Genomic DNA, 23,543 nt, shown 5'->3' on the forward strand with positions numbered 1-23,543 from the left:
TCAGCGTCGGCCGAGCGCGACGGTCCGGCAAGGCGGTCGGCCGAGTTTCCTGTTTCCAGTTCTGATCGATGGAGGGCGGATTCAAGCCTCGGTGATCGTTTCGGGCCGAATCGGTGATCGGAAATGGCTGGCGGGGCGGGCTTGTGGGTTCGTACGGGCCTATGTGGTCGGGGGCCGAGCTGATCTCGGGCGGGCGTCGGTTGTCAGTGGGGTTTGGTAAGAATGCAAGCGTGAGCAGCGAGAACGGGCAGTCGGGTGGTGGCGCCGAGGGGGCGCCGCCCGAGCAGCTTGCGCTCATTCGGGAGAGCGTGCGCAAGGCCGATGTGCCGCGGGCCAAGCCACGGACGTGGCGGGGGGCCGCGCTGGCCAAGGAGCGGCCCGTGGCGCGGGTGCTGGTCGACAAGGGTGTGCTGCACCTTGATCGGTACTTCGACTATGCCGTGCCCGAGGAGCTGGATGCGGACGCGCAGCCCGGGGTGCGCGTGCGGGTGCGGTTCGGGGCCGGGCGGCATCGGGTGCGGGAGGGGCGGCGTGAGGGCGGGGGGCTCATCGACGGGTTCCTCGTCGAGCGCGTTGCCGAGTCCGAGTACTCCGGGCCCTTGGCGGCCCTTGCCCAAGTCGTCTCGCCCGAGCAGGTGTTGAGCGAGGAGCTGTTGGGGCTGGCCCGGGCCGTCGCCGATCGGTACGCCGGTGGGCTCGCCGATGTGCTGCAGCTGGCCGTGCCGCCGCGCAGCGCGCGGGCCGAGCAGAAGCCTTCGCCGGAGCCGCTTGCCCCGCCCGGCCCGCCCGAGGCGGGGTCCTGGGAGCGGTATGAGCGGGGGGCCGGGTTCCTGGAGGCGCTTGCCGCCGGGGGCGCCCCGCGTGCCGTGTGGAATGCGCTGCCCGGGCCCGAGTGGAGTGAGGAACTGGCCCGGGCCGTCGTCGCGACGCTGGCCTCCGGGCGCGGGGCGCTCGTCGTCCTGCCGGACGGACGGGCCGTCGCGCGGGTCGACGCCGCCCTGACCTCGCTGATGGGCGAGGGGCGGCATGCGGTGCTGACCGCCGACGCCGGACCCGAGAAGCGGTATCGGGAGTGGCTCGCGGTGCGGCGGGGGAGTGTGCGGGCGGTCGTGGGGACTCGGGCCGCCATGTTCGCGCCCGTGCGGGACCTCGGCCTGGTCGCCCTCTGGGACGACGGCGACGACAGCCACAGCGAGCAGCATGCCCCGCAGCCCCACGCGCGCGAAGTGCTGTTGCTACGGGCCGCCCAGGACAAGTGCGGCTTCCTGCTGGGGAGTTGGAGCTGCACCGTCGAGGCCGCCCAGCTCGTGGAGACCGGTTGGGCCCGGCCGCTCGTCGCCGGGCGGGAGCGGGTGCGGGGCGCGGCTCCGCTCGTACGGACCGTGGGGGACGGCGATCTCGCGCGGGACGAGGCCGCTCGGGCCGCTCGGTTGCCGACCCTTGCCTGGCAGGCGGTGCGGGAAGGGCTGCGGCACGGGCCGGTGCTCGTGCAGGTGCCCCGGCGGGGGTATGTGCCGCGGATGGCCTGTGCCAACTGCCGGGCGCCCGCCCGGTGCCGACACTGTTCCGGACCCCTGGAGGCGCAGGGCTCCGGGGCCGATCTCCGGTGCGGGTGGTGCGGGCGGGACGAGGGTGCCTGGCACTGTCCGGACTGCGGTGGGTTCCGGCTGCGGGCCCAGGTGGTGGGGGCGCGGCGGACCGCCGAGGAGTTGGGCCGGGCCTTTCCCGCCGTTCCGGTGCGGACCTCCGGGCGTGAGCATGTGCTGGACACCGTGCCGGGGACGCCCTCGCTGGTCGTCAGTACGCCGGGGGCCGAGCCCGTCGCCGAGGGCGGTTATGCGGCCGCCCTGCTGCTGGACGGCTGGGCCATGCTCGGGCGGCCCGATCTGCGGGCGGGGGAGGACGCGCTGCGGCGCTGGATCGGGGCTGCCTCGCTGGTACGGCCACAGGGGGCCGGCGGCACGGTGGTGGTCGTCGCCGAGCCCACGCTGCGTCCCGTGCAGGCGCTGGTGCGATGGGACCCCGTCGGGCACGCCGTGCGTGAGCTTGCCGAGCGGGCCGAGCTGGGGTTCCCGCCGGTGTCCCGGATGGCCTCCGTGGCCGGCCCGGGTGAGGCGGTCGCCGAGTTCCTCCGTACGGCCGAACTGCCGCCGGAGGCCGAGCTGTTGGGGCCCGTGCCGGTGCCTGTCACGCCGGTCGGGCGACCGCGGCGGGTGGGGGCGCCGCCGCCCGGGGAGCAGTGGGACCGGATGTTGATCCGGGTGCCGCCGGGACGGGGTGCTGCGCTGGCGTCCGCGTTGAAGGTTGCGCAGGCTGCGCGGATGGCTCGTGGGGGCGGGAGCGGAGGCGGTGCCGGAGGCGCAGGTGGGGCTGGGGAGGCCGTGGTGCGGGTTCGGATCGATCCGCCTGATATTGGGTGAGCTGGTCGCTGGTCGCTGGTCGCTGGTCGCTGGTCGCTGGTCGCTGGTCGCCGGGTCGCCGGGTGCCGGGTGTGGCGTGTCGGATGGCAGGCGCCGGGTTCCTTGTGCCAGGTGTTGAGCGCTTCCCGCTTCCCGCTTCCCGCCTCCCGCGCTTCCGCCCCGCGCTTCCCGTCTCCCACCCCCCTGCCCTGTCACCCGGCATAGCTCTGCCCTCCCGGGTGCGCTCCGGGAGGGCAGAGTGAGGGGGGCGTCAGCCGTTGCGAGGGCCGGGGAAGGCCGTGGGCCTGGCCTCGTCGCGGAGGCCGGGGCTGCCTGCCGTGGGCTGCGTCGGCATGGAGCGCGCCGCAGGGACCGTCGGCACCGTGGGGAGAGCGGTGGTGACGTTGACCGTACGGGTTCCCGAGGGCTCGGTCGTGCGCTCGGCCTCGGCTGCCGCCTGGGTTGCGGCGCGGCGTGCGCCGTAGCGGCGGTGGACCGCCTGCTTGGTGACGCCCAGGGCGGAACCCACTGCGTCCCAGGAGAAGCCGAGTGAGCGGTCGAAGTCCACGGCTGCCGTGACCAGGGTCTCGACACTGTCCCGCAGCTCCTGGGCGAGACGGACCGTCGGGGCGGGGGCGCGTCCGTAGACGACGAAGCCCGTGGAGGGACCGGAGCGGCGCGGGCGGTAGACGTTGCCCAGTTGTGCGGTGAGCGTCCGCAGTGCGTCCACCTGCCGGCGGACCCGCTCGATGTCCCGCACCAGCAAGTGCAGGCTGGCCCGAGCCTGGGCGTCGTGGGTTGCGTGGTCGGCCATGAACAAGCCTCTCGAACCGGCGTTGAAAAGGAGAGGGCCGCGGGTACGGCGCGTGCGTGCGGCCCGTTGTGGTCAACTCTTTCTTGACCAACGCGGGAGTGGTCTGCGGGTCACGCAATGGGGGCGTGTGGGCATATGCCTACGCCCCTGGATGGGTGTGCGCGCCTCGATGTCCTCGGACTCGGTCCGCCGACCGCCCGCGCACTACCCGTTCCACCCGTCCCACCCCGCTCCACCTGCACCGCCCGCTCTACCCGCTCAAGTTGGCCGGGAGGCTGGATGGGCCCCTGCGCGGTGCGCACATAGACTTGTGCGTTGCCCCAGCCAACCCGCCCGAGAGGCCCGTGCACACCCATGAAGCTTGTCTTCGCCGGTACCCCCGAGGTCGCCGTTCCCGCTCTGGACGCCCTGATCGCCTCCGGGCGGCACGACGTGGCCGCCGTCGTCACGCGGCCCGACGCACCGGCCGGGCGTGGGCGCAGGCTGGTGGCGAGTCCGGTGGCCGAGCGGGCCGAGGAGGCCGGGATCGAGGTGCTCAAGCCCGCCAAGCCCCGGGACCCCGAGTTCCTGGAGCGGCTCAGGGAGATCGCGCCCGAATGCTGCCCCGTCGTCGCGTATGGTGCCCTGCTGCCGCGCGTCGCCCTCGACATCCCGGCCCACGGCTGGGTCAATCTGCACTTCTCGCTGCTGCCCGCCTGGCGCGGGGCCGCGCCCGTGCAGCACTCCATCATGGCCGGGGACGAGATCACCGGCGCCTCCACCTTCCTCATCGAGGAGGGGCTGGACTCGGGGCCCGTCTACGGCACCGTCACCGAGGCGGTCCGGGCCACCGACACCAGCGGTGACCTGCTGACCCGGCTCGCCTTCGCGGGCGCCGGGCTGCTCGCCGCGACCATGGACGGGATCGAGGACGGCACGCTGAAGGCCGTACCGCAGCCGTCCGACGGGATCACCCTCGCGCCCAAGGTCAACGTCGAGGACGCCCGCATCGACTGGAGCGCGCCCTCGCTGCGCGTCGACCGTGTCGTGCGCGGGTGCACCCCCGCGCCGGGTGCCTGGACCGTCTTCCGTGGTGAGCGGCTCAAGCTGATCCAGGTGCAGCCGGTGTCGGGGCGGGACGACCTCGCGCCCGGTGAGCTGTCCGTCGGGAAGAACAACGTGTACGTCGGGACCGGGTCGTACGCCGTCGAGCTGCTGTGGGTGCAGGCTCAGGGCAAGAAGCCGATGCGGGCCGCGGACTGGGCGCGGGGCGTGCGGATCGGTGACGACGAGAGGCTCGGGGCGTAACCGGCCGTACGCAGGGCCGACACCGCGACGTAGGCTGGTCGTACATCTCATCCAGCAATCCGGAGCACCTTTTTCGTGAGCGACACCTCCCGTCGGCCCGGTAGACCCGGCAAGCCCTACCGACGGCCCAAGAAGGACCCCGTCCGTCTCCTCGCCTTCGAGGCGCTGCGCGCCGTGGACGAGCGGGACGCGTACGCCAACCTCGTGCTGCCGCCGCTGCTGCGCAAGGCGCGGGAGAAGGGCGACTTCGACGGGCGGGACGCCGCGCTCGCGACCGAGCTGGTGTACGGGACGCTGCGGCGCCAGGGGACGTACGACGCCGTCATAGGCGCGTGTGTGGACCGGCCGTTGCGGGAGGTCGACCCGCCGGTGCTCGATGTGCTGAGCCTCGGTGTGCACCAGCTGCTGGGGACGCGGATTCCCTCGCATGCCGCCGTGTCCGCGTCCGTCGAGCTCGCCCGGGTCGTGCTCGGCGACGGTCGGGCCAAGTTCGTCAACGCCGTGCTGCGGAAGGTCGCTCAGGACGATCTCGACGGGTGGATCCAGCGGGTCGCTCCGCCCTACGACGAGGACCCCGAGGACCATCTCGCCGTCGTGCACTCGCATCCGCGGTGGGTCGTCGGCGCGCTGTGGGACTCGCTGGGCGGTGGGCGGGCCGGGATCGAGGCCCTGCTGGAGGCCGACAACGAGCGGCCCGAGGTGACGCTGGTCGCGCGGCCGGGGCGGGCGACCACCGAGGAGTTGCTCGCGGAGGACGCCGCGGTGGCGGGGCGCTGGTCGCCCTATGCCGTGCGGCTCAGCGAGGGCGGCGAGCCGGGCGCCATCGAGGCCGTACGGGACGGGCGTGCGGGTGTGCAGGACGAGGGGAGCCAGTTGGTCGCCCTTGCTCTCGCCAACGCTCCGCTGGACGGGGCCGACGCCAGGTGGCTGGACGGGTGTGCCGGGCCCGGGGGCAAGGCGGCGCTGCTCGGTGCGCTCGCCGCCGAGCGGGGCGCCATGCTGCTCGCGTCCGAGAAGCAGCCGCATCGGGCGGGGCTGGTGGCCAAGGCTCTGCACGGCAATCCGGGGCCGTATCAGGTGATCGCCGCTGATGGGACGCGGCCGCCTTGGCGGGCCGGGAGTTTCGACCGGGCACTGGTGGACGTGCCGTGCACCGGGCTCGGCGCGTTGCGACGGCGGCCCGAGGCCCGCTGGCGGCGTCGGCCGGAGGATCTGGAAGGGTTTGGGCCGCTGCAGCGGGAGTTGCTGCGCACTGCGCTCGACTCGGTGCGGGTCGGGGGCGTCGTGGGGTACGCCACCTGTTCGCCGCATCTTGCCGAGACCCGGGTGGTGGTGGACGACGTGCTGAAGCAGCGGTCCGAGTTCGAGCTGATCGATGCCCGGCCGTTGCTGCCCGGGGTGCCGGATCTGGGCGAGGGGCCCGATGTGCAGTTGTGGCCCCACCTGCACGGGACGGATGCGATGTACCTGGCGCTGATGCGGAAGGTGCGCTGAGGCCCGGTCAGTCGCCCCGTTGTGCGGCGCTCTCCGGGGGCCGCTCCGGTGCCGTCGCCCCGCCCCCGTCCTCCCGCGCCAGCCGGTGCGGCCACCACACCTTCGGGCCCACGTCCAGGAACAGCGACGTCACCAGGACCGAGCGGACGATGAAGGTGTCCAGGAGTACGCCCAGGGCGACCGCGAAGCCGATCTCGGCGAAGGCGACCATGGGAAGGGTGCCCAGGGCGGCGAAGGTGCCGGCCAGGACCAGGCCGGCGGAGGTGATGACCGCGCCGGTGGCGGCCAGGCCCGTGACCACGCCGGGGCGGGTGCCCTGGTGGGTCGCCTCCTCGCGGATGCGGGTCGTGAGGAAGATGTTGTAGTCGATGCCCAGAGCCACCAGGAAGACGAAGACGAAGAGGGGGAAGTCGGTCGTCTCGCCCGCGTAGTCGAAGAGGTGGCGGAAGACCAGCGCGCTGATGCCGAGGGCGGCCGTGAACGACAGGATCACCGTGCCGATCAGCAGAAGCGGGGCGATCAGGGCGCGCAGCAGTGCGCAGAGGATCAGCAGCACGACCAGCAGGACCAACGGGATGATCAGTAGGTTGTCGTGCGTCGTCGCCCGGTCCATGTCCAGGAGTGCCGCCGTACCGCCGCCCACCTGGGCGTCGGCGTCCGGCACCGTGTGGACGGCGTCCCGTACGCGTTCGACGGTCTGTTTCGCGTTCTCGCTGTCCGCGGGAGCGGTCATCGTCGCCTCGAAGAGCACCTGGCCTTCGTAGGAGGGCTTGGTGCCCGGTGGGAGGCCGAGGGACTCGGGGACGACGCCTGGCGTCGCGGCCACCGCGCGGCCCACCTGTACGGCCTGCGCCTGGTTGCTGACGATGACCAGCGGGTCGCCGCTGCCCGCCGGGAAGTAGCGCGCGGAGACCTCCTGGCCGGTGATCGAGTCCGGCTTGTCGGTGAAGGCGTCGGCGTTGCTCAGGCCCTCGGCGCGCAGCTGGATCAGGCCGAGGGAGCAGACCGCGAGGGCGATGGCGGTGACCGCCCAGACCATCCGGGGGCGGTGGGAGATACGGCGGCCCATGCGGGCCCAGATGCCTCGCTCGTCCGGGTTCTCCGTGCCCAGGTGGGGGATCACCGGCCAGAAGATCCAGCGGCCGAAGATGACGAGGAGGGCGGGGAAGAGGGTCATCATGGCGATCAGGGCGACCGCAACGCCGATCGCGGCGACCGGACCCAGGCCCCTCGTCGAGTTCATCTCCGCCGCCAGCAGCACCAGCATGCTCAGGACGACGGTCAGGCCGGAGGCGATCACCGCCGGGCCCGCGCGGTGCAGGGCGAGGGCCATCGCCTCGTGGCGGTCCTCGTGACGGCGCAGTTCTTCCCGGTAGCGGGCCATCCAGGAGGAGTGCGTAGTCCGTCCCCGCGCCGAAGACCAGGACGGTGAGGATGCCCGCGCTCTGGCCGTTGACCGTGAGGCCCGCGTGCTGCGCCAGGAAGTAGATGATGGCCTGCGCGGTGAAGAGGGCGGCGATCACCGACAGCAGCGGGACCAGGAGCAGGGTCGGGCTTCGGTAGGTGATCAGGAGCATGACGATGACGACCGCCATCGCCGACAGCAGCAGGGTGGAGTCGATGCCCTCGAAGGCCTCGGAGAAGTCGGCGGACGTGCCGCCCGGGCCCGTGATGTGCACGGCGAGCCCGGCGCCGCCCGTGCCGACGATGTCCCTGATGGAGTCGACGGCAGGCGCGATGCGCTCCCAGCCCTGCTCGTCCATCGTGATCGGCACCTGGACCTGGGCCGCGCGCGGGTCGATCCGCCGGTCGAAGACCGGGCCCCGGGTCTCGGCGCCCCGGATGCCGTGGTCGGTCAGCTGCTTCAGCCGGGCCACGTCCTCGGTGATCGCCGCCCGGTCCTGTGCCGTCAAACCGCCGTCACGGGCGTAGACGACGACCGCCGGTATCTGTTCCGGCCTGAAGTTCTCGGAGATCTGCAGGACTTGGGTGGACTCGGCGGAGCCGGGCAGCCAGGAGGCCGCGTCGTTGTCCTGGGCGTCGGTGAGTTTCTGGGCGAAGGGCGCCGTCAGGAACAGCACCGCCAGCCACAGGACGAGCACCACCCACTTGGCGCGTCGCCCACAGACCAGATGCGCGATGCCCCGCTGTCCCGGCTGCGTCTGCTGCTTCTTCTCCTGGATCTCCGTCATGGCCACCCCCGCAGCCGCACAACGATCCGATCGGCGGCCCAGCATGGCACGCGCGACCCGAACACAACATCCGATGAACGTCTTAGGTCTGTACCGGCGCGAACATTCGTGCTCAGGCATGGCAGGCTTGGGTCATGGCCGTGCAGATCAATCCCAGCATCCTGTCCGCCGACTTCTCCCGCCTCGCGGACGAGGCGAAGGCGGTCGAAGGAGCCGACTGGCTCCACGTCGACGTCATGGACAACCATTTCGTCCCGAACCTCACGCTCGGCGTGCCGGTCGTAGAGTCTCTGGCCCGTGCGACGGACACTCCGCTGGACTGCCATCTGATGATCGACGCCCCCGATCGGTGGGCGCCCCAGTACGTGGAAGCGGGGGCCTCCTCCGTCACCTTCCATGTCGAGGCCGCCGCCGCACCCGTGCGGCTGGCCCGGGAGATCAGGGCCAAGGGCGCCCGCGCCTCCATGGCGCTGAGGCCCGCGACGCCCATCGAGCCGTACGAGGATCTGCTGCCCGAGCTCGACATGCTGCTGATCATGACGGTCGAGCCGGGCTTCGGTGGTCAGGCGTTTCTCGACATCATGCTTCCGAAGATTCGCCGCACCCGCGAGTTGATCAGCAAGCACGGCCTGCAGCTGTGGCTCCAGGTGGACGGTGGCGTCGCGGCTTCCACCATCGAGCAGTGCGCCGAGGCGGGCGCCGATGTCTTCGTCGCCGGGTCGGCGGTGTACGGGGCCGAGGACCCGGCCGAAGCGGTCCGTGCACTGCGTGCTCAGGCGGAGGCGGTCACGCGGACCGCCGCCTGGGCATGCGACCACTGAGCCAAGGGAACGTGAACGGCGCCCATCAGGGCGGATCAAGAGCGCCGGATCTGCAAGGATGAACGGCGAATCCAGAGTGTGAACAGCAGTGAGGAGATCGCCGTGTCGGGTATGTCGGCGGGCCGGTCAGCCATGCGGATGGGACCCGCTGAGCTGGTGCAGGCGGCGGCCATGGCCCGCCGCTTCTACCTGGAGGGGAAGTCCAAGATCCAGATCGCCGAGGAGTTCGGCGTCAGCCGCTTCAAAGTGGCCCGGGTCCTGGAGACCGCTCTCGAACGGGATCTGGTGCGCATCGAGATCCGTGTGCCGGCCGAGCTGGACGCCGACCGCTCGGACGCGCTGCGCGCCCGGTACGGCCTCAGGCATGCAGTCGTGGTCGAGTCGCCGGCCGAGGCCGAGGAGACGCCCGACCCCGAGAACCTGGGAGAAGTGGCAGCCGATCTGCTCGGCGAGCTGGTGAACGAGGGGGATGTGCTGGGACTGGCGTGGGGCCGGTCCACCATCCACATGGCGGCGGCCCTGGACCGGCTGCCGCCGTGCACCGTGGTGCAGCTGACGGGCGTCTACGACGCCGGGACCGCCGAGCGCGGTTCGGTGGAGGCCGTACGGCGGGCCGCACAGGTCTCCGGCGGTGACGCGCACCCCATCTACGCGCCGATGCTGTTGCCGGACGCGGCCACCGCGGCGGCGCTGCGCCACCAGACGGGAATCGCCCGGGCCTTCGAGTACTTCGACAAGGTCACGGTCGCCTGTGTCTCCATCGGCTCCTGGGAGCCCGGCATCTCGACGGTGCACGACATGCTCAGCGACGAGGAGCGGGCCCACTACGCCTCGCTCGGCGTCGCCGCAGAGATGTCCGCGCACCTCTTCGACGCCGAGGGGCGCCGGGTCGGGCGGGACCTGGGGGAGCGGTGCATCACGGTCAAGGCCGACCAGCTGCGCCGTATCCCGGAGGTCGTCGCCATCGCGGGCGGCGCGCGCAAGGCGGCCGCGATCGACGCGGTGCTGCGGTCCGGGCTCGTCACCAGCCTGGTGACGGACACCTCGGCGGCGGATGTGCTGATGGCGGCCGGTTCGACGCCGAAGCCCGCACTCAACAGGGCCGACCCGGACGGGCACTGACGGGATGTCAGCAGGGGGGGCGGTCGAACGGGCCGTCCCCTCGTTCATTTGGTTCGTTCGACGATGCGTTCATTCGATGATCACTACGACCTGGGCGGTACTGGGATGACGGAGCTCGTGGTCACGCTCGACCTCGACGGGGTCACGGACAAGGCGGGCCTGATGGACCGCTGCGCCCGCGATCTTCGGCTGCCCGACTGGTTCGGGCGGAACTGGGACGCGCTGGCCGACTCCCTCTCCGACCGCACGGTGTGGCCGGAAGGCGCCGTCGAGCAGGGCATGCGGGTCGTCGTACGGAACTGGCGGCCGTACGCGAAGGCGCGGCCCGACGAGTGGGAGACCGCCCAGGAGGTGTTCTCCGAGGCGGTGGACCGCACGTCGGAGCTCTCCGTGCTGCTTGCTCTTGGAGGTTCCTCCTAAGGGACCTCTGACCTGCTTGGATGATGTGACCGTGCATCGCATTCCGGTCAGCATGGGACAATGAAGTACGTGCTCTTCCCCCTGGCTGACCTGTCCGGGGGCCACCTCTGATCGACTGGGATGTGCAGCACGTGCGTTTCCTCAACGACATCCAGCCCCCGTACGACCTGACGTATGACGACGTCTTCATGGTCCCGAGCCGCAGCGCGGTCGGCTCGCGGCAGGGCGTGGACCTCAGCTCCCCGGACGGCACGGGCACCACGATCCCGCTGGTCGTCGCCAACATGACCGCCATCGCGGGCCGCCGTATGGCCGAGACGATGGCCCGGCGTGGCGGCCTCGTGGTCATCCCGCAGGACATCCCGATCGAGGTCGTCACCGACGTCATCAGCTGGGTGAAGAGCCGCCACCACGTCCTCGACACCCCGATCGTGCTGGCCCCGCACCAGACCGTCGCCGACGCGCTGGCCCTGCTGCCCAAGCGGGCGCACAACGCCGGTGTGGTCGTCGACGAGGACCACAAGCCGATCGGTGTCGTCACCGACTCCGACCTGTCCGGCGTGGACCGCTTCACGCAGCTCGAAGTGGTCATGTCCCGGGATCTGCTGATCATCGACGCGGACCTCGACTCGCGCGAGGCCTTCAACACCCTCGACCACCACAACCGGCGCTACGCCCCCGCCGTCGACAAGGACGGCCGCCTCGTCGGCATCCTCACCCGCAAGGGCGCCCTGCGTGCCACGCTGTACACGCCGGCCGTCGACGCCAACGGCAAGCTGCGCATAGCGGCCGCCGTCGGCATCAACGGCGATGTGGCGGGCAAGGCCAAGCAGCTGCTCGACGCCGGCGTGGACACGCTGGTCATCGACACCGCGCACGGCCACCAGGAGTCGATGATCGCCGCGATCCGGACCGTGCGGGCGCTCGACCCGCAGGTGCCGATCGCCGCGGGCAACATCGTCGCCGCCGAGGGTGTGCGGGATCTGATCGAGGCCGGTGCCGACATCATCAAGGTCGGTGTCGGACCCGGCGCCATGTGCACCACCCGCATGATGACCGGCGTAGGCCGGCCGCAGTTCTCCGCCGTGCTGGAGTGCGCCGCCGAGGCGAAGAAGTACGGCAAGCACGTGTGGGCCGACGGCGGTGTCCGGCACCCGCGCGACGTCGCCATGGCGCTGGCCGCCGGTGCGTCCAACGTGATGGTCGGGTCCTGGTTCGCGGGCACCTACGAGTCGCCGGGCGACCTTCAGCAGGATTCCAGCGGGCGGCTCTACAAGGAGTCGTTCGGCATGGCGTCCGCGCGGGCCGTGGCCAACCGTACGTCGGACGAGTCGGCGTACGACCGCGCCCGCAAGGCCCTGTTCGAGGAGGGCATCTCCACGTCCCGCATGTTCCTCGACCCGACCCGCCCGGGCGTGGAGGACCTGATCGACTCGATCATCGCGGGCGTCCGGTCGTCCTGCACCTACGCGGGCGCCGGCTCCCTGGAGGAGTTCGCCGAGAAGGCCGTCGTCGGCATCCAGAGCGCCGCCGGCTACGCGGAGGGCAAGCCGCTGCACGCCAGCTGGAGCTGACGCCTCCTCAACCACCTTGCGCACGGCCCCCGTTGACCCGCCCGCCGGGAAAACAGGGGGCCGTTCGGCATCTCCGCGGTCTACCGTCGGGGCATGGAGATCACCGCCTGCACGGCCGCCGATGTCGCGCTGCTCGACCTGCACATGGGCTCGCCCGGGCGTACCTCGTTCCACGCCCGGCGGTTCGCGCGCCAGGAGGCGGGGGAGTGCACGTATCTGGTCGCCTGGCTGGACGGGCGGCCGGTCGGGCACACGGAGATGCGCTGGACCGGCTGCGCGGACCCGCGGGTGCGGGCCGTGCGTCCCGGCTGCCCGGAGATCGGCGGCCTCGCCGTGTGGCCCGAGGAACTGCGCTCACACGGCATCGGGACCACGCTGGTGGGCGCCGCCGAGCAACTGGCCCGGGCGCGGGATCTGACCGTCGCCGGCATCGGCGTCGCGAAGGACAACCCGCGGGCCGCCGCTCTCTACGCCCGGCTCGGCTACCGGCCCCTGGTCGACTACCTCGACCGCTACTCGTACGAGGACGTCGACGGCACGATCCGCGAGTGCGTCGACCCCTGCGCGTTCCTGGTCAAAGAGCCCCTCTGAACGGCCCTTGCGCAACGGTCGAAAGCCGCCGCGCAACGAACACCCATCCAGCCCCCAGGAACGCAATGATCTTGCGGGCATGCGCAAGGTTGCTGCATTTCACCAGCAACGCCGCGCCTCATAGGCTGTCGCCTCGTACGTGGCGTGGCGGGAACCCCGCTCGGTGGGTCCCTGCTCGTGGGGGTGCCGTCGGTTCCCGCCGCCCAGATTGGCAGCGATAAGGAGCCAGCGCGTGCTCGACCAAGGCGCACCACCGCAGAACCAGAGCCAGACCGCCGCCCCCGCGTCCCCGGGCGTCGGCGCGCGCCTGTTGCGTCGCAAGCCCGTAGAACACCTGGTCGCCGAGGGTGGCCAGGGTGAGGGAGGGTCCCTGCGGCGCTCCCTGGGCATGTGGCAGCTCACCATGATCAGCATCGGTGCCACCCTCGGCACCGGCATCTTCGTCGTCCTCGGCGACGCCGTCCCCGAGGCCGGCCCCGCCGTCACCCTGGCCTTCGTGATCGCCGGCCTCACGGCGCTCTTCTCGGCCCTGTCCTACGCCGAGCTGGCGGGCAGCATCCCGGTCGCGGGCTCCTCCTACTCGTATGCGTACGCAACGATGGGCGAGCTCGTCGCCTGGGTCTGCGGCTGGTGTCTGGTGCTGGAGTACGGCGTGTCCGTGGCCGCCGTCGCCGTCGGCTGGGGCGAGTACCTCAACGAGCTGCTCGACGGGACCATAGGCGTCACCATCCCGTCCGTGGTGTCCTCCGCGCCCGGCGAGGGCGGGATCATCAACCTGCCCGCGCTGATCGTCGTGATGCTGGCGATGGTGTTCCTGCTCGGCGGCGTCCGCGAGTCCGCCCGCGCCAACACGATCATGGTCGCAGTCAAGATCGTCGCGCTGGTGCTGTTCTGCTCGGTCGGTTTCATGGGCTTCAAGTCCGGCAACTACGAGGACTTCATGCCGCTCGGCATGGCCGGTGTGAGCGCCGCGGGTGCCACCCTCTTCTTCTCCTACATCGGCTTCGACGCCGCCTCCACCGCCGGTGAGGAGGCCAAGAACCCCAAGAAGGACCTGCCGCGCGCGATCATGCTGTCGCTGATCATCGTGACCGTGCTGTACGTCCTGGTCGCGGGCGTCGCCGTCGGCGCCTGGAACTGGACCAAGTTCGAGGGCTCCGAGGCCTCCCTCGCCGCGATCATGAACGACGTCAGCGGCCAGACCTTCTGGGGCACCCTGCTCGCCCTCGGCGCCGTCATCTCCATCGCGAGCGTCGTCCTGACCGTGCTCTACGGCCAGACCCGCATCCTCTTCGCGATGTCCCGTGACGGCCTAGTGCCCAAGGCGCTCGGCAAGGTCCACGCGAAGACCGGCGCGCCGCGTCTCAACACGGTCATCGTGTCCCTGTTCTGCGGTGCCCTCGCCGCCCTCATCCCGCTGGGCAAGCTCGTCGACGCCACCAGCATCGGCACGCTGTTCGCCTTCGCGCTGGTCAACATCGCGGTGATCGTGCTGCGCTACAAGCGGCCCGAGCTGGAGCGGACGTTCAAGGTGCCGTTCGGTCCGGTGCTGCCGATTCTGGGCTTCGGTTTCTGCGCGTACAACATGTTCAGCCTGGACACCGTGACCTGGGTGGTCTTCGGGTGCTGGATGGCGGCCGGTCTCGTGTTCTACTTCCTGTACGGCTATCGCCGTTCCCGTCTTGCCATGTCAGAAGTGAAGTGAACCACCAGCAGTGCTGAACGATCTCGACGAACGCATCGTGCACGCCCTCGCCGAGGACGCCCGCCGCTCCTACGCGGACATCGGGCAACTGGTCGGCCTGTCCGCGCCCGCCGTGAAGCGGCGCGTGGACCGGCTGCGTGCCACCGGGGCCATCACCGGGTTCACCGTACGGGTGGATCCGTCGGCCCTCGGCTGGGAGACCGAGGGGTTCGTCGAGATCTACTGCCGGCACAACACCTCGCCGGAGACGATTCGGCGGGGGCTGGAGCGGTATCAGGAGGTTGTGGCCGCGTCCACCGTCACGGGGGAGGCGGATGCGGTGGTGCAGGTCTTCGCCTCTGACATGCGGCATTTCGAGCGGGTGCTTGAGCGGATCGCTGGGGAGCCGTTCGTGGAGCGGACCAAGTCTGTGCTGGTGCTGTCGCCCTTGTTGCGGCGGTTTTCTTCCGGGTCGCCTACGTAGTGTGTCGTCTGCGGCTGCGTGGGGGCTTGTCGCGCAGTTCTCCGCGCCCCTGAGCGGCGTTGTTGTGGAGCTTCTTCAGTCCATGGGAGAAGTCTCGTGGAGCCCTATGGCCGCTCGGGGGAGAACCTCAGTCGGCCGTCTTTCGGGCGAGGGCGTTGTTGTCGATCGAGTTGTGGACGCTGAAGCTCACAGCGTCCGAGCGGTAGCGGTCGTCGGACCACTCCACCGGGCGGCCCTCGCGGGTCGTCGTCACGCGTCGTACCCGCAGGAGGGGGCTCGTGCGGCGGATGCCCAGTAGTTCGGCGTCCTGGGCGCCGGCCGCCACCGCGTCGATGACGTGCTCGCCGTAGGCGAAGACCAGGCCCGTGTCGTCGTACAGGCGTTGGGTGACGGACGGGGAGTCGGGCTCGATGGCCTCGACGGCGGGGGAGATCCAGTCGGCGTAGACCGTGCGCTCAAGCAGCACCGGTTCGCCGTCCAGGCCGCGCACCCGCAGGACGTGCAACACCGGGGTCCCGGCGCTCAGTTGGAGGCGTACGGCGTCCTCCTTCGTCGCCGGGCGGTACTCCTGCTCGACCACCTGGCCGGTCGCCTCCCGGCCCATCGCCCGCGCCCACTGGGCGAAGCTGCGCAGCTCGGCGAAGCTCTGGCTGCGGCGGCTGGCCAGCACCACGCGGCGGGCGCCCTGGCGTGAGCCGATGAGGCCCTCGGCGGTCAGTGCGGCGACGGCCTGCCGGACCGTGCCGCGTGAGACGCCGTACCGGGACGCGAGGTCCGTCTCGGCGGGCAGCAGACTGCCGACCGTGTACTCCTCGCGGTCGATCGCCCGGCGCAGTTCGTCGGCGATCTCCTCGTGTCGCGCCGCCATGCTTCCCCTCTGAGTCGGTTGCTGTGCACAGCGTGACCAGCCTAATCGAGATCGTTCGGTGATCTGTGTCGGTGGGGAGTGTGCACAAATTCAGGGTGGAGGCTTTCGCCAGTGTTCATGAACGTGTCACCATCGGCGGGCCTACTGGGGCCAACTTGTTCAGACAAGTTCGACGTCTTTCCTGGGCAAGAACCCTCCTGCACCCTCGCGCGTCCCCTGGAGCCACCGTGTCCACGTTTTTGTCGAGTACAGCCCTGCCGAGAACCGCCGCCCTCGGCGGCCCCCTCGCCGTCGTCGCCGCGCTCGCCCTGAGCGCCTGTGGCGCCGCCCCCGACAACGCGTCCACCACCGCCGACGGCAAGAGCATCGCCACGGCCACCTCCGCCGCCGACCTCGGCGGCATGGACGCGCTGGTGAAGGCGGCCAAGAAGGAGGGCAAGCTCAACGCGATCGCCCTGCCGCGTGACTGGGCCAACTACGGCGCCCTCATCGACGGCTTCCAGAAGAAGTACGGCATCAAGGTCGAGGTCGACAATCCGGACGGGGCCAGCCAGGAGGAGATCAGCGCGGTCACCACGCTCAAGGGCCAGGACCGGGCGCCCGACGTGCTGGACCTCGGGCAGTCCTTCGCGCTGAGCGGCGCCCAGCAGGGCCTGTTCGCCTCCTACAAGGTGGCGTCGTTCGACGGCATCCCGGCGGCGCAGAAGGACGCGCAGGCCCGTTGGTACAACGACTACGGCGGCTACATCTCCATCGGCTGCGACGCGAAGCGCGTCAAGGAGTGCCCGACCACCTTCAAGGACCTGCTGAAGCCGCAGTACAAGGGCCAGGTCGCGCTCAACGGCAACCCCACCAAGTCGGGTTCGGCCTTCGCCGGAGTGTGGGCGGCCGGCCTGGCGAACGGCGGCTCCTTCGACGACCTCCAGCCCGGAATCGACTTCTTCGCCAAGCTGAAGAAGAACGGCAACTACACGCCGGTCGAGTCCACCCCGGCCACGGTCGAGAAGGGTGAGACGCCCATCAGCATCGACTGGGACTACCTGAACGCCGGATACGCGGAGGAGTTCCGGTCCAAGGGGCTGGACTGGAAGGTCGCGGTCCCGACCGACGGCAAGTTCTCCCAGTACTACTCGCAGGCCATCAACAAGGACGCCCCGCATCCGGCGGCCGCCCGGCTCTGGCAGGAGTACCTCTACAGCGCCGAGGGCCAGAACCTCTGGCTCAAGGGGTACGCCCGCCCGGCCCTCATGCCCGCGATGGAGAAGGCCGGCACGCTCGACAAGACCGCCGCGGCCAAGCTGCCCGAGGTCTCGGGCACGGCGGCCTTCCCGACCGAGGCCCAGCAGGCCAAGGCCAAGGAAGTCCTCGGCGCGGGCTGGGGCAAGGCTGTCTCCGGATGACGACGGATACCGACGCGACCGTCGCCCCTGCCGCTTCGGCGCACACCGGTACCGACGCCGCCGCGGCCGCCGCCCGCTCCGGGCGGCGGCGCCGCGTCGGGGGCGGGCTCGCCGTCGTCCCGCTGCTCGCCTTCGTGGCGCTCGCCTTCGGGATCCCCGCCCTGGCCATGCTGGACGGTGCCTTCACCGTCAAGGACCCGGTCACGGGGGCCAGTTCGTACGGCGTGGCCAATGTGACCGCCTCGATGCAGGGCGCGTATCTCACCGCCCTGATCGGCAGCGTGAAGCTCTCCGCCTTCTCCGCGGCCATCGGCGTGGTGTGCGGACTGCTGCTGGCGCAGGCCGTGGTCACCTCACGGTCCAGGGTGCTGCGTGAGGCCGTGCTCACCGCCTCCGGGGTCCTCGCCAACTTCGGCGGTGTGCCGCTGGCCTTCGCCTTCGTCGCCACACTCGGCAACTCGGGCTTCCTCACCCGTCGCCTCGACCTGACCGACAAGGGGTGGAGCCTCTACAGCTTCTCCGGGCTGACGCTGGCCTATCTGTACTTCCTGATCCCGCTGATGGTCCTCACGATCACCCCGGCGCTCGAAGGCCTCAGGGTCCAGTGGCGTGAGGCCGCCCGGAACAACGGCGCCACCAACGCCCAGTACTGGCGGCACGTCGCGCTGCCCGTGCTCGCCCCCTCGCTGCTCGGCGGCTTCGTGCTGCTCTTCGGCAGCGCCTTCGCCGCGTACGCCACCGCGGCCGCCATGGTCGGCAGCTCGATCCCGCTGGTCACCCTGCAGATCGCCGACGCCCTCGCCGGCAACGTCCTGGTCGGCCAGGAGAACGTGGCGCTGGCCCTGAGCCTGGACATGGTCCTCGTGGCGGGCCTCGTGATGGCCGTGTACCTGCCCCTGCAACGACGGAGTGCCCGATGGCTCGCCTGACAAGTCGCGGCGTCGGGAAGGTCCGCCCCGGGCGCGGTGTCGTCCTGCTGTGCGCCGCGGTCTACTTCCTGCTGCCGCTCGCCGCTTCCGTGATCTTCACGGTCGACGTACCGGGCCAGGGGGTGAACTTCGACGTCTACGAGCAGATCCTCGGCGCCGACGGTTTCGTCTCCAGCCTGGTGCTCTCCCTGGAACTGGCCGCCGCCACCATCGCGCTGGTCCTGCTGCTGATGGTGCCCGCCATGGTCGCCCTGCGGCTCGGTGCGCGGCGGCTGCGCGCGGTCGTGGAGATCGTCTGCGCGCTGCCGCTGGTCCTGCCGCCGATCGCCTTCGTCGCGGGCATCGCCACGGTGCTGAAGTGGGGGCCCGAGTACTTCTCCACGACCCCGCTGTTCCAGACCTTCGTGGCCGTCCAGAATCCCGACTTCCCCGTCGTGCTCGTCCTCGCCTACACGGTGATGGCCCTGCCGTTCGTGTACCGGGCGCTGGACGCCGGCCTGCGGTCGATCGACGTACCCACCCTCGTGGAGGCGGCCCGCAACTGCGGCGCCGGCTGGGCGCAGGCGCTGGTCCGGGCGGTGCTGCCCAACCTTCGCGGGGCCCTGCTGAACGCCTCGTTCCTCACGCTGGCGCTGGTGCTCGGCGAATTCACGGTCGCCCAGATCCTGAAGTTCCGGCCCTTCGCCGTCTGGATCGTCGGCATCGGCGGCTCGCAGGCGCAGATGTCCGTGGCGGTGTCCGTCCTCAGCCTGTTCGTGACCTGGCTGCTGCTGCTCGGCATCGCCGCCGCCGGCGGGCGCACCCCCTCCCCGACCACCACCGAGAAGTGATCCGACCAGAGGTGACCCGGAAGATGACACTCACTGCACCCCAGCCGAAGGCCGCCACGGCCGACGCGGCCGCCACGGTCGAGTTCCGGGGCCTGCGCCGCGCCTTCGGCGGCACGGTCGCCCTCGACGGCCTCGACCTCGCCGTCGAGCCCGGTGAACTCCTCGCCCTCCTCGGCCCGTCCGGCTGCGGCAAGACCACGGCCCTGCGCATGCTCGCCGGGTTCGAACATCCCGACTCCGGCGAGGTGCTGGTGGACGGCGAGGACGTCACCCGGGTCCCCGCGCACCGCCGCGACGCCGGCATGGTCTTCCAGTCGTACAGCCTGTTCCCGCATCTGAACGCCCTCGACAACGTGGCCTTCGGGCTGCGCATGCGCAAGGTGCGCACCGCCGAACGACGCGCCCGTGCCGCCGAGTTGCTGGAGCTGGTCGGTCTCGCCGACAAGAGCGAGCGGTACCCGCACCAGCTCTCCGGCGGCCAGCAGCAGCGCATCGCCCTGGCCCGCGCCCTCGCCCTGCGCCCCCGCGTCCTGCTGCTGGACGAGCCGCTGTCGGCGCTCGACGCCAAGGTGCGTCTGACGCTCCGCGAGGAGATCCGACGGCTCCAGCAGGAGCTCGGCATCACCACCCTTTTCGTCACCCACGACCAGGAGGAGGCCCTGTCCATGGCCGACCGGGTCGCCGTCATGCGGTCCGGACGGCTCGAACAGTGCGCCGCGCCCGCCGAGTTGTACGGCCGTCCCGCCACGGCCTTCGTCGCCGAGTTCGTCGGCACGATGAGCCGGATTCCGGGCACGCTCGTCGACGGCGGTGTCGAGGTGCTCGGCCGGCGGCTGCCCGTCGACGGCGACGCGCCCCCGGTGTCCGAGGTGGACGTGCTGGTACGGCCGGAAGCCGTGGCCGTACGCGCCGACGACACCTCCGACGCGCGCGTGGCCGCCACGTCGTTCCTCGGCGCCACGACCCGGCTGACCGTACGGCTCGCCGACGGCACCGAGGTGAAGGCCGACCTGCCCGCCCACGAGGGCGCCGCACTCGGCGCCGGGGCCGCGGTGAGCGTGTCGCTGCCCGAGCGGCCCGTGCTGGTGGCCGAACGTAGCCGCTGACCCTCGTACGACCTACCGATCCCCCCCCACGCGTGCACATGAAAGAGACAACTGTGACTCAACTCCCGCTCCAGGCCGTCCTGTTCGACATGGACGGCACGCTCGTCGACACCGAGCGGCTGTGGTGGGAGGCGGTGGAGCAGGTCGCCGGCCGGGCCCTGACCGAGGCGGACGAGCCGGAGGTGCTCGGCCGGCCCGTCGAGCACACCGCCGACTGGCTGGCCGCGGCCACGGGCGCGCCCTCCGCCGACCTCGCCGAGGCACTCCACCGCGAGTTCGCCGACCGGGTCCGCACCGGCATCGTCCCGCGCCCCGGCGCCCTCGACCTGCTCGACGCCCTCGCCCGCGACGGCGTCCCCACGGCCCTGGTCACGGCCTCGCCCCGAGCCGTCGCCGACACCGTCCTCGAAGCCCTCGGCGCGAGCCGCTTCGCGGTCTCCGTCACCGCCGACGACACCGACCGCACCAAGCCCGCCCCCGATCCCTACCTCGCCGCCTGCCGTGCCCTCGGCGTCGACCCGGCGGCCTGCGTCGCCGTCGAGGACACCCGCACCGGCGTCAGCTCGGCGGAGGCGGCCGGCTGCACGGTGCTCGCGGTGCCCTCGCTCGCCCCGATCGAGCCGGCACCGGGACGGACCGTCCTCCCCAGCCTGGAGGGCGTCACCACGCAACGGCTGCGCACCCTGCCGACCGCCGCCCCGCCCTCGCCCGAGCTGCGCGTCATGAGCTGGAACCTCTGGTACGGCGGCACCAAGGTCCACGACCACCTGGCCAAGCAGCTCAAGGTCATCGCCGAGACCGGCGTCGACGTCGTCGGCCTCCAGGAGACGTACGGCACCGCCGCCCAGGACCTCGCCGACGCCCTCGGCTGGTACCACCACCGGGCGGGGGAGAACCTGGGCGTCATCAGCCGGTACCCGATCACGGCCGCCTTCGGCGACCCCGACATCGGGTTCTACGGAGCGGCCGGGGTCCGGATCGGGGTCGGGGAGCGGCAGGTCGACATCTGGACGGCACACCTCGACTACACGCCCTACGGGCCGTACGAGTCCGCCTTCGACGGGCTTGCGGCCGCCGAGCTGATCGCCCACGAGGAGGTGCGGCTCGCCCAGATGCGGGACGCGCTGCGCCGGATCGAGGAGGCGGCCGACCCCGCCGTGCCCGTCGTCCTCGTCGGCGACTTCAACAGCCCCTCCCACCTGGACTGGCCGGAGGTGGAGTGGCCGGTGACGAAGGCGGCGCAGGAGGCGGGACTGAGCGACTCCTACCGTGAGGCCCACCCGGACCCGGCCACCCGGCCCGGCCACACCTGGTCGCCGATCCATGTCCTGCACGAGGACGGCAGCGGGCGCCCGGAGCCACAGGACAGGATCGACTTCGTGCTGCACAGGGGGCTGCGCGTAGTCGACTCCGAGACCTACGTCGGTGGCGACCCGCGCCCCTGGCCGGACGTCGAGCACAACGAGTGGCCCTCCGACCACGCCGCCGTGATCACCACGTTCTCGCTACGGGAACTGCGCGAATGAGCCGGACCGGCCTACCATCGGTGCCATGACCTGGCGACATTGATCCACCAGCCGTGCCTCCCGAGGGCCGCCTCGGACGCCGTACCGACGACGTCCGAACCGCCCTTCCGGGAAGGCCTCATGACACTCACACCCGCACGCGTGCCCGCAACCGGCGTCCGACGCCTGACGACCACGCTGTACGGCTACTCGTTCCTGGACGACTTCGTCCTGCTCTACCCGGTGTACGCGCTGCTGTTCGCCGACACCGGCATGTCGCTCTGGCAGATCTCCTCCCTGTTCGCCCTGTGGTCGATCACCGGTGTGGTGCTGGAGGTGCCCTCGGGTGCCTGGGCCGACGCCGTGTCGCGGCGCCGGCTGCTGTGGATCGGCCCGCTGCTCACCGCCGTCGGCTTCGCGCTGTGGGTGGTCGTCCCGTCGTACGGGGCCTTCGCGGTCGGCTTCGTGCTGTGGGGCGCCGGAGGGGCGCTCGGCTCCGGCGCGCTGGAGGCGCTGGTCTACGACGAGCTGGACCGCCTGGGCGCGGCCGACCGGTACGCCGGGGTCATGGGCCGGGCCCGGGCCGCGCGGCTGCTGGGCACCGTGTCCTCCATCGGCCTGGCGGCGCCTGTCTTCGCCCGCGGAGGCTATGCGACGGTAGGTGCCGCGAGCTTCGTGGCCTGTGTGCTGACCGCCGCCGTCGCGACCCGGTTCCCCGAGCACCGGGTGCGGGCCGAGAGCGGCGGCGACAGCTGGGTGACGACCCTGCGGACCGGACTCGCCGAGGTCCGCGGGGACCGTTCGGTGCGCGGCGCCCTGCTGCTGGTCCCGGCCGTCGCCGCGGTGTGGGGTGCGCTCGACGAGTACACCCCGCTGCTGGTCCGGGACATCGGCGTCGCCGAGGCGACCGTGCCCTACCTGATCATGCTGATCTGGGCCGGCGTCACCGTCGGCAGCCTCCTGACCGGACCGGCCGAACGCCTCGGCGCGACCGGGCTCGCCGCGCTCCTCGCGGGCGCGGCCCTCGCGCTGGCCGTCGGCGCCGCGGCCCGCTCCCTGGCCGGTATCGCCCTGGTGAGCCTCGCCTTCGCCGGGTTCCAGCTGGCCGAGGTGCTTGCCGACGTCCGGCTCCAGCACCGCATCGAGGAGTCCCGCCGGGCCACGCTCACCTCGGTGGCGAGCCTCGGCACCGAGCTGGCCACGGTCGCCACGTTCGGCGCGTACGCGCTGCTCGGCACCGAGGCGGCGCACAGCACCGTCTTCGCGGTGCTCGCGGTGCCCTATCTCGTGACGGCGCTGGCGCTGGCTAGAAGTCGGGCCGCCAAGGCACGACGGTGAAGTCGCCCGTCCCCTTCCTGACCTTCTCGAAGGGGGCGGAGCCCACGCACTTGGGCAGCTCCTTCGTCTCGACGGGGCTGCCCGTGGCGGCCCAGCTGTAGCCGAGCCGGTCGCGCCGGCCGACGTCATGGACGGTGATGCCGACCCGCTTGCCCTCGGCGCCCGGTAGATCGGAGTCGGTGATCACGCCGGAGACGACGGCCACCTTCCCGCCGGTGACCAGGCAGTCGACCTTCGCCTTCGCCCGGGCGCCCTCGCCGTTCAGGTAGTGGCTGAACTCGAAGGTGCCGGTCGCCTTCGTCGGGTCGGCGGTGTCCTTCGCCGCCAGATGGGCGTCGAAGGAGAACGTGATGTCGTCCCCGGCCGAGCGGAACAGCTTGGCGGTGCCGGTGAGCGCGGCGGCCTCGCGCCGCGCCGGCGCGTCGTCGGACGCGGTTGCGGCGGAGGCCGCAGTGGCGGTGAGCAGCAGCGCGGAGCCGAGCACGACGATCTTCGTACGGCGGTTCATCGCGGTCCTTTCCCCAGGTCAAGCGGACAGTCCCCACTCTCCCGGGCCGTGCCCCGCACCACATCGCGCCGGGGACTGGACCCCGCCTCCGCCGCCCGGCGGGGACGCCGACGTGCCCTGCGCCCCGAGGACGAGCGGAACTACGCCTCAGGTCGCGCAACGAATCGCCGCCGACCC

The 23,543-nt window shown here is 71.5% G+C and carries 19 protein-coding genes and 1 pseudogene; 16 read left to right on the top strand and 4 right to left on the bottom strand.

The window, feature by feature from the left end; genetic code table 11:
• The first annotated feature begins 230 nt into the window (after positions 1-230).
• Positions 231-2,420, top strand: a complete 2,190-nt coding sequence (locus tag ACFWYS_RS26105; RefSeq protein WP_384773567.1) for a primosomal protein N' — start codon at positions 231-233, stop codon at positions 2,418-2,420.
• Positions 2,421-2,670: 250 nt separating this feature from the next.
• Here the strand turns inward: ACFWYS_RS26105 and ACFWYS_RS26110 are convergent, their stop codons facing one another.
• A complete protein-coding gene (locus ACFWYS_RS26110; RefSeq protein WP_190073945.1) occupies positions 2,671-3,213 on the bottom strand; it encodes a hypothetical protein in 543 nt (180 codons plus the stop codon).
• 354 nt (positions 3,214-3,567) lie between these two features.
• Here ACFWYS_RS26110 and fmt point away from each other — a divergent pair, with 354 nt between their 5' ends.
• Positions 3,568-4,500 carry a methionyl-tRNA formyltransferase gene (fmt, locus tag ACFWYS_RS26115; protein ID WP_384773570.1) on the top strand — a complete coding sequence of 311 codons (933 nt, stop codon included), beginning with the start codon at positions 3,568-3,570 and terminating at the stop codon, positions 4,498-4,500.
• 75 nt (positions 4,501-4,575) lie between these two features.
• A complete protein-coding gene (locus ACFWYS_RS26120; protein WP_384773573.1) occupies positions 4,576-5,994 on the top strand; it encodes an RsmB/NOP family class I SAM-dependent RNA methyltransferase in 1,419 nt (472 codons plus the stop codon).
• A 7-nt stretch (positions 5,995-6,001) separates the two neighbouring features.
• On the opposite strand, the pseudogene ACFWYS_RS26125 reads toward ACFWYS_RS26120, so the two are convergent.
• A pseudogene (locus tag ACFWYS_RS26125) lies at positions 6,002-8,186 on the bottom strand (MMPL family transporter).
• A 134-nt stretch (positions 8,187-8,320) separates the two neighbouring features.
• Here ACFWYS_RS26125 and rpe point away from each other — a divergent pair.
• From rpe to ACFWYS_RS26160, 7 genes are all read left to right on the top strand, one after another.
• A complete protein-coding gene (rpe, locus tag ACFWYS_RS26130) occupies positions 8,321-9,007 on the top strand; it encodes a ribulose-phosphate 3-epimerase (RefSeq protein ID WP_384773576.1) in 687 nt (228 codons plus the stop codon).
• 78 nt (positions 9,008-9,085) lie between these two features.
• On the top strand, positions 9,086-10,129 hold the full coding sequence (locus ACFWYS_RS26135) for a sugar-binding transcriptional regulator (protein ID WP_384773579.1): 1,044 nt from the start codon (positions 9,086-9,088) through the stop codon (positions 10,127-10,129).
• A gap of 105 nt (positions 10,130-10,234) precedes the next feature.
• The gene (locus tag ACFWYS_RS26140; RefSeq protein ID WP_384773582.1) at positions 10,235-10,549 is read left to right on the top strand and encodes a barstar family protein; all 315 of its coding nucleotides are present in this window, start codon (positions 10,235-10,237) and stop codon (positions 10,547-10,549) included.
• Between the two features lie 131 nt (positions 10,550-10,680).
• A complete protein-coding gene (locus ACFWYS_RS26145) occupies positions 10,681-12,123 on the top strand; it encodes a GuaB1 family IMP dehydrogenase-related protein (RefSeq protein ID WP_384773795.1) in 1,443 nt (480 codons plus the stop codon).
• A gap of 93 nt (positions 12,124-12,216) precedes the next feature.
• Complete coding sequence (locus ACFWYS_RS26150; RefSeq protein WP_384773585.1) at positions 12,217-12,714, top strand: GNAT family N-acetyltransferase; 498 nt, start codon at positions 12,217-12,219, stop codon at positions 12,712-12,714.
• Between the two features lie 232 nt (positions 12,715-12,946).
• Positions 12,947-14,419 carry an amino acid permease gene (locus ACFWYS_RS26155; protein WP_384773587.1) on the top strand — a complete coding sequence of 491 codons (1,473 nt, stop codon included), beginning with the start codon at positions 12,947-12,949 and terminating at the stop codon, positions 14,417-14,419.
• Positions 14,420-14,429: 10 nt separating this feature from the next.
• Positions 14,430-14,882, top strand: coding sequence for an Lrp/AsnC family transcriptional regulator (locus ACFWYS_RS26160; RefSeq protein ID WP_030947984.1), 453 nt, complete (start codon positions 14,430-14,432; stop codon positions 14,880-14,882).
• 127 nt (positions 14,883-15,009) lie between these two features.
• Here the strand turns inward: ACFWYS_RS26160 and ACFWYS_RS26165 are convergent, their stop codons facing one another.
• On the bottom strand, positions 15,010-15,750 hold the full coding sequence (locus tag ACFWYS_RS26165; protein ID WP_384773591.1) for a GntR family transcriptional regulator: 741 nt from the start codon (positions 15,748-15,750) through the stop codon (positions 15,010-15,012).
• 227 nt (positions 15,751-15,977) lie between these two features.
• Here ACFWYS_RS26165 and ACFWYS_RS26170 point away from each other — a divergent pair, with 227 nt between their 5' ends.
• The 6 genes from ACFWYS_RS26170 to ACFWYS_RS26195 all read left to right on the top strand — a co-directional run bounded on the left by ACFWYS_RS26170 (position 15,978) and on the right by ACFWYS_RS26195 (position 22,858).
• Positions 15,978-17,150, top strand: a complete 1,173-nt coding sequence (locus tag ACFWYS_RS26170; protein WP_384773594.1) for an ABC transporter substrate-binding protein — start codon at positions 15,978-15,980, stop codon at positions 17,148-17,150.
• Complete coding sequence (locus ACFWYS_RS26175) at positions 17,147-18,079, top strand: ABC transporter permease (RefSeq protein ID WP_384773597.1); 933 nt, start codon at positions 17,147-17,149, stop codon at positions 18,077-18,079. Before ACFWYS_RS26170 ends, ACFWYS_RS26175 begins: the two co-directional genes overlap by 4 nt.
• Positions 18,067-18,909 (top strand): ABC transporter permease, encoded by an 843-nt coding sequence (locus ACFWYS_RS26180; protein ID WP_384773600.1) that lies wholly within the window; start codon positions 18,067-18,069, stop codon positions 18,907-18,909. The genes ACFWYS_RS26175 and ACFWYS_RS26180 overlap by 13 nt, the downstream gene beginning before the upstream one ends.
• Before the next feature lie 23 nt (positions 18,910-18,932).
• Complete coding sequence (locus tag ACFWYS_RS26185) at positions 18,933-20,015, top strand: ABC transporter ATP-binding protein (RefSeq protein ID WP_384773602.1); 1,083 nt, start codon at positions 18,933-18,935, stop codon at positions 20,013-20,015.
• 38 nt (positions 20,016-20,053) lie between these two features.
• Positions 20,054-21,541, top strand: coding sequence for an HAD-IA family hydrolase (locus tag ACFWYS_RS26190; RefSeq protein ID WP_384773605.1), 1,488 nt, complete (start codon positions 20,054-20,056; stop codon positions 21,539-21,541).
• A gap of 120 nt (positions 21,542-21,661) precedes the next feature.
• Positions 21,662-22,858 carry an MFS transporter gene (locus ACFWYS_RS26195; protein ID WP_384773606.1) on the top strand — a complete coding sequence of 399 codons (1,197 nt, stop codon included), beginning with the start codon at positions 21,662-21,664 and terminating at the stop codon, positions 22,856-22,858.
• On the opposite strand, the gene ACFWYS_RS26200 is transcribed toward ACFWYS_RS26195, so the two are convergent.
• Positions 22,827-23,366 carry a Repetin gene (locus ACFWYS_RS26200; RefSeq protein ID WP_384773609.1) on the bottom strand — a complete coding sequence of 180 codons (540 nt, stop codon included), beginning with the start codon at positions 23,364-23,366 and terminating at the stop codon, positions 22,827-22,829. The genes ACFWYS_RS26195 and ACFWYS_RS26200 overlap by 32 nt on opposite strands.
• Between the last annotated feature and the right edge of the window lie 177 nt (positions 23,367-23,543).

The organism is Streptomyces sp. NPDC059010, assembly GCF_042740355.1.
In the GTDB taxonomy this organism is placed as follows: Bacteria; Actinomycetota; Actinomycetes; order Streptomycetales; family Streptomycetaceae; genus Streptomyces.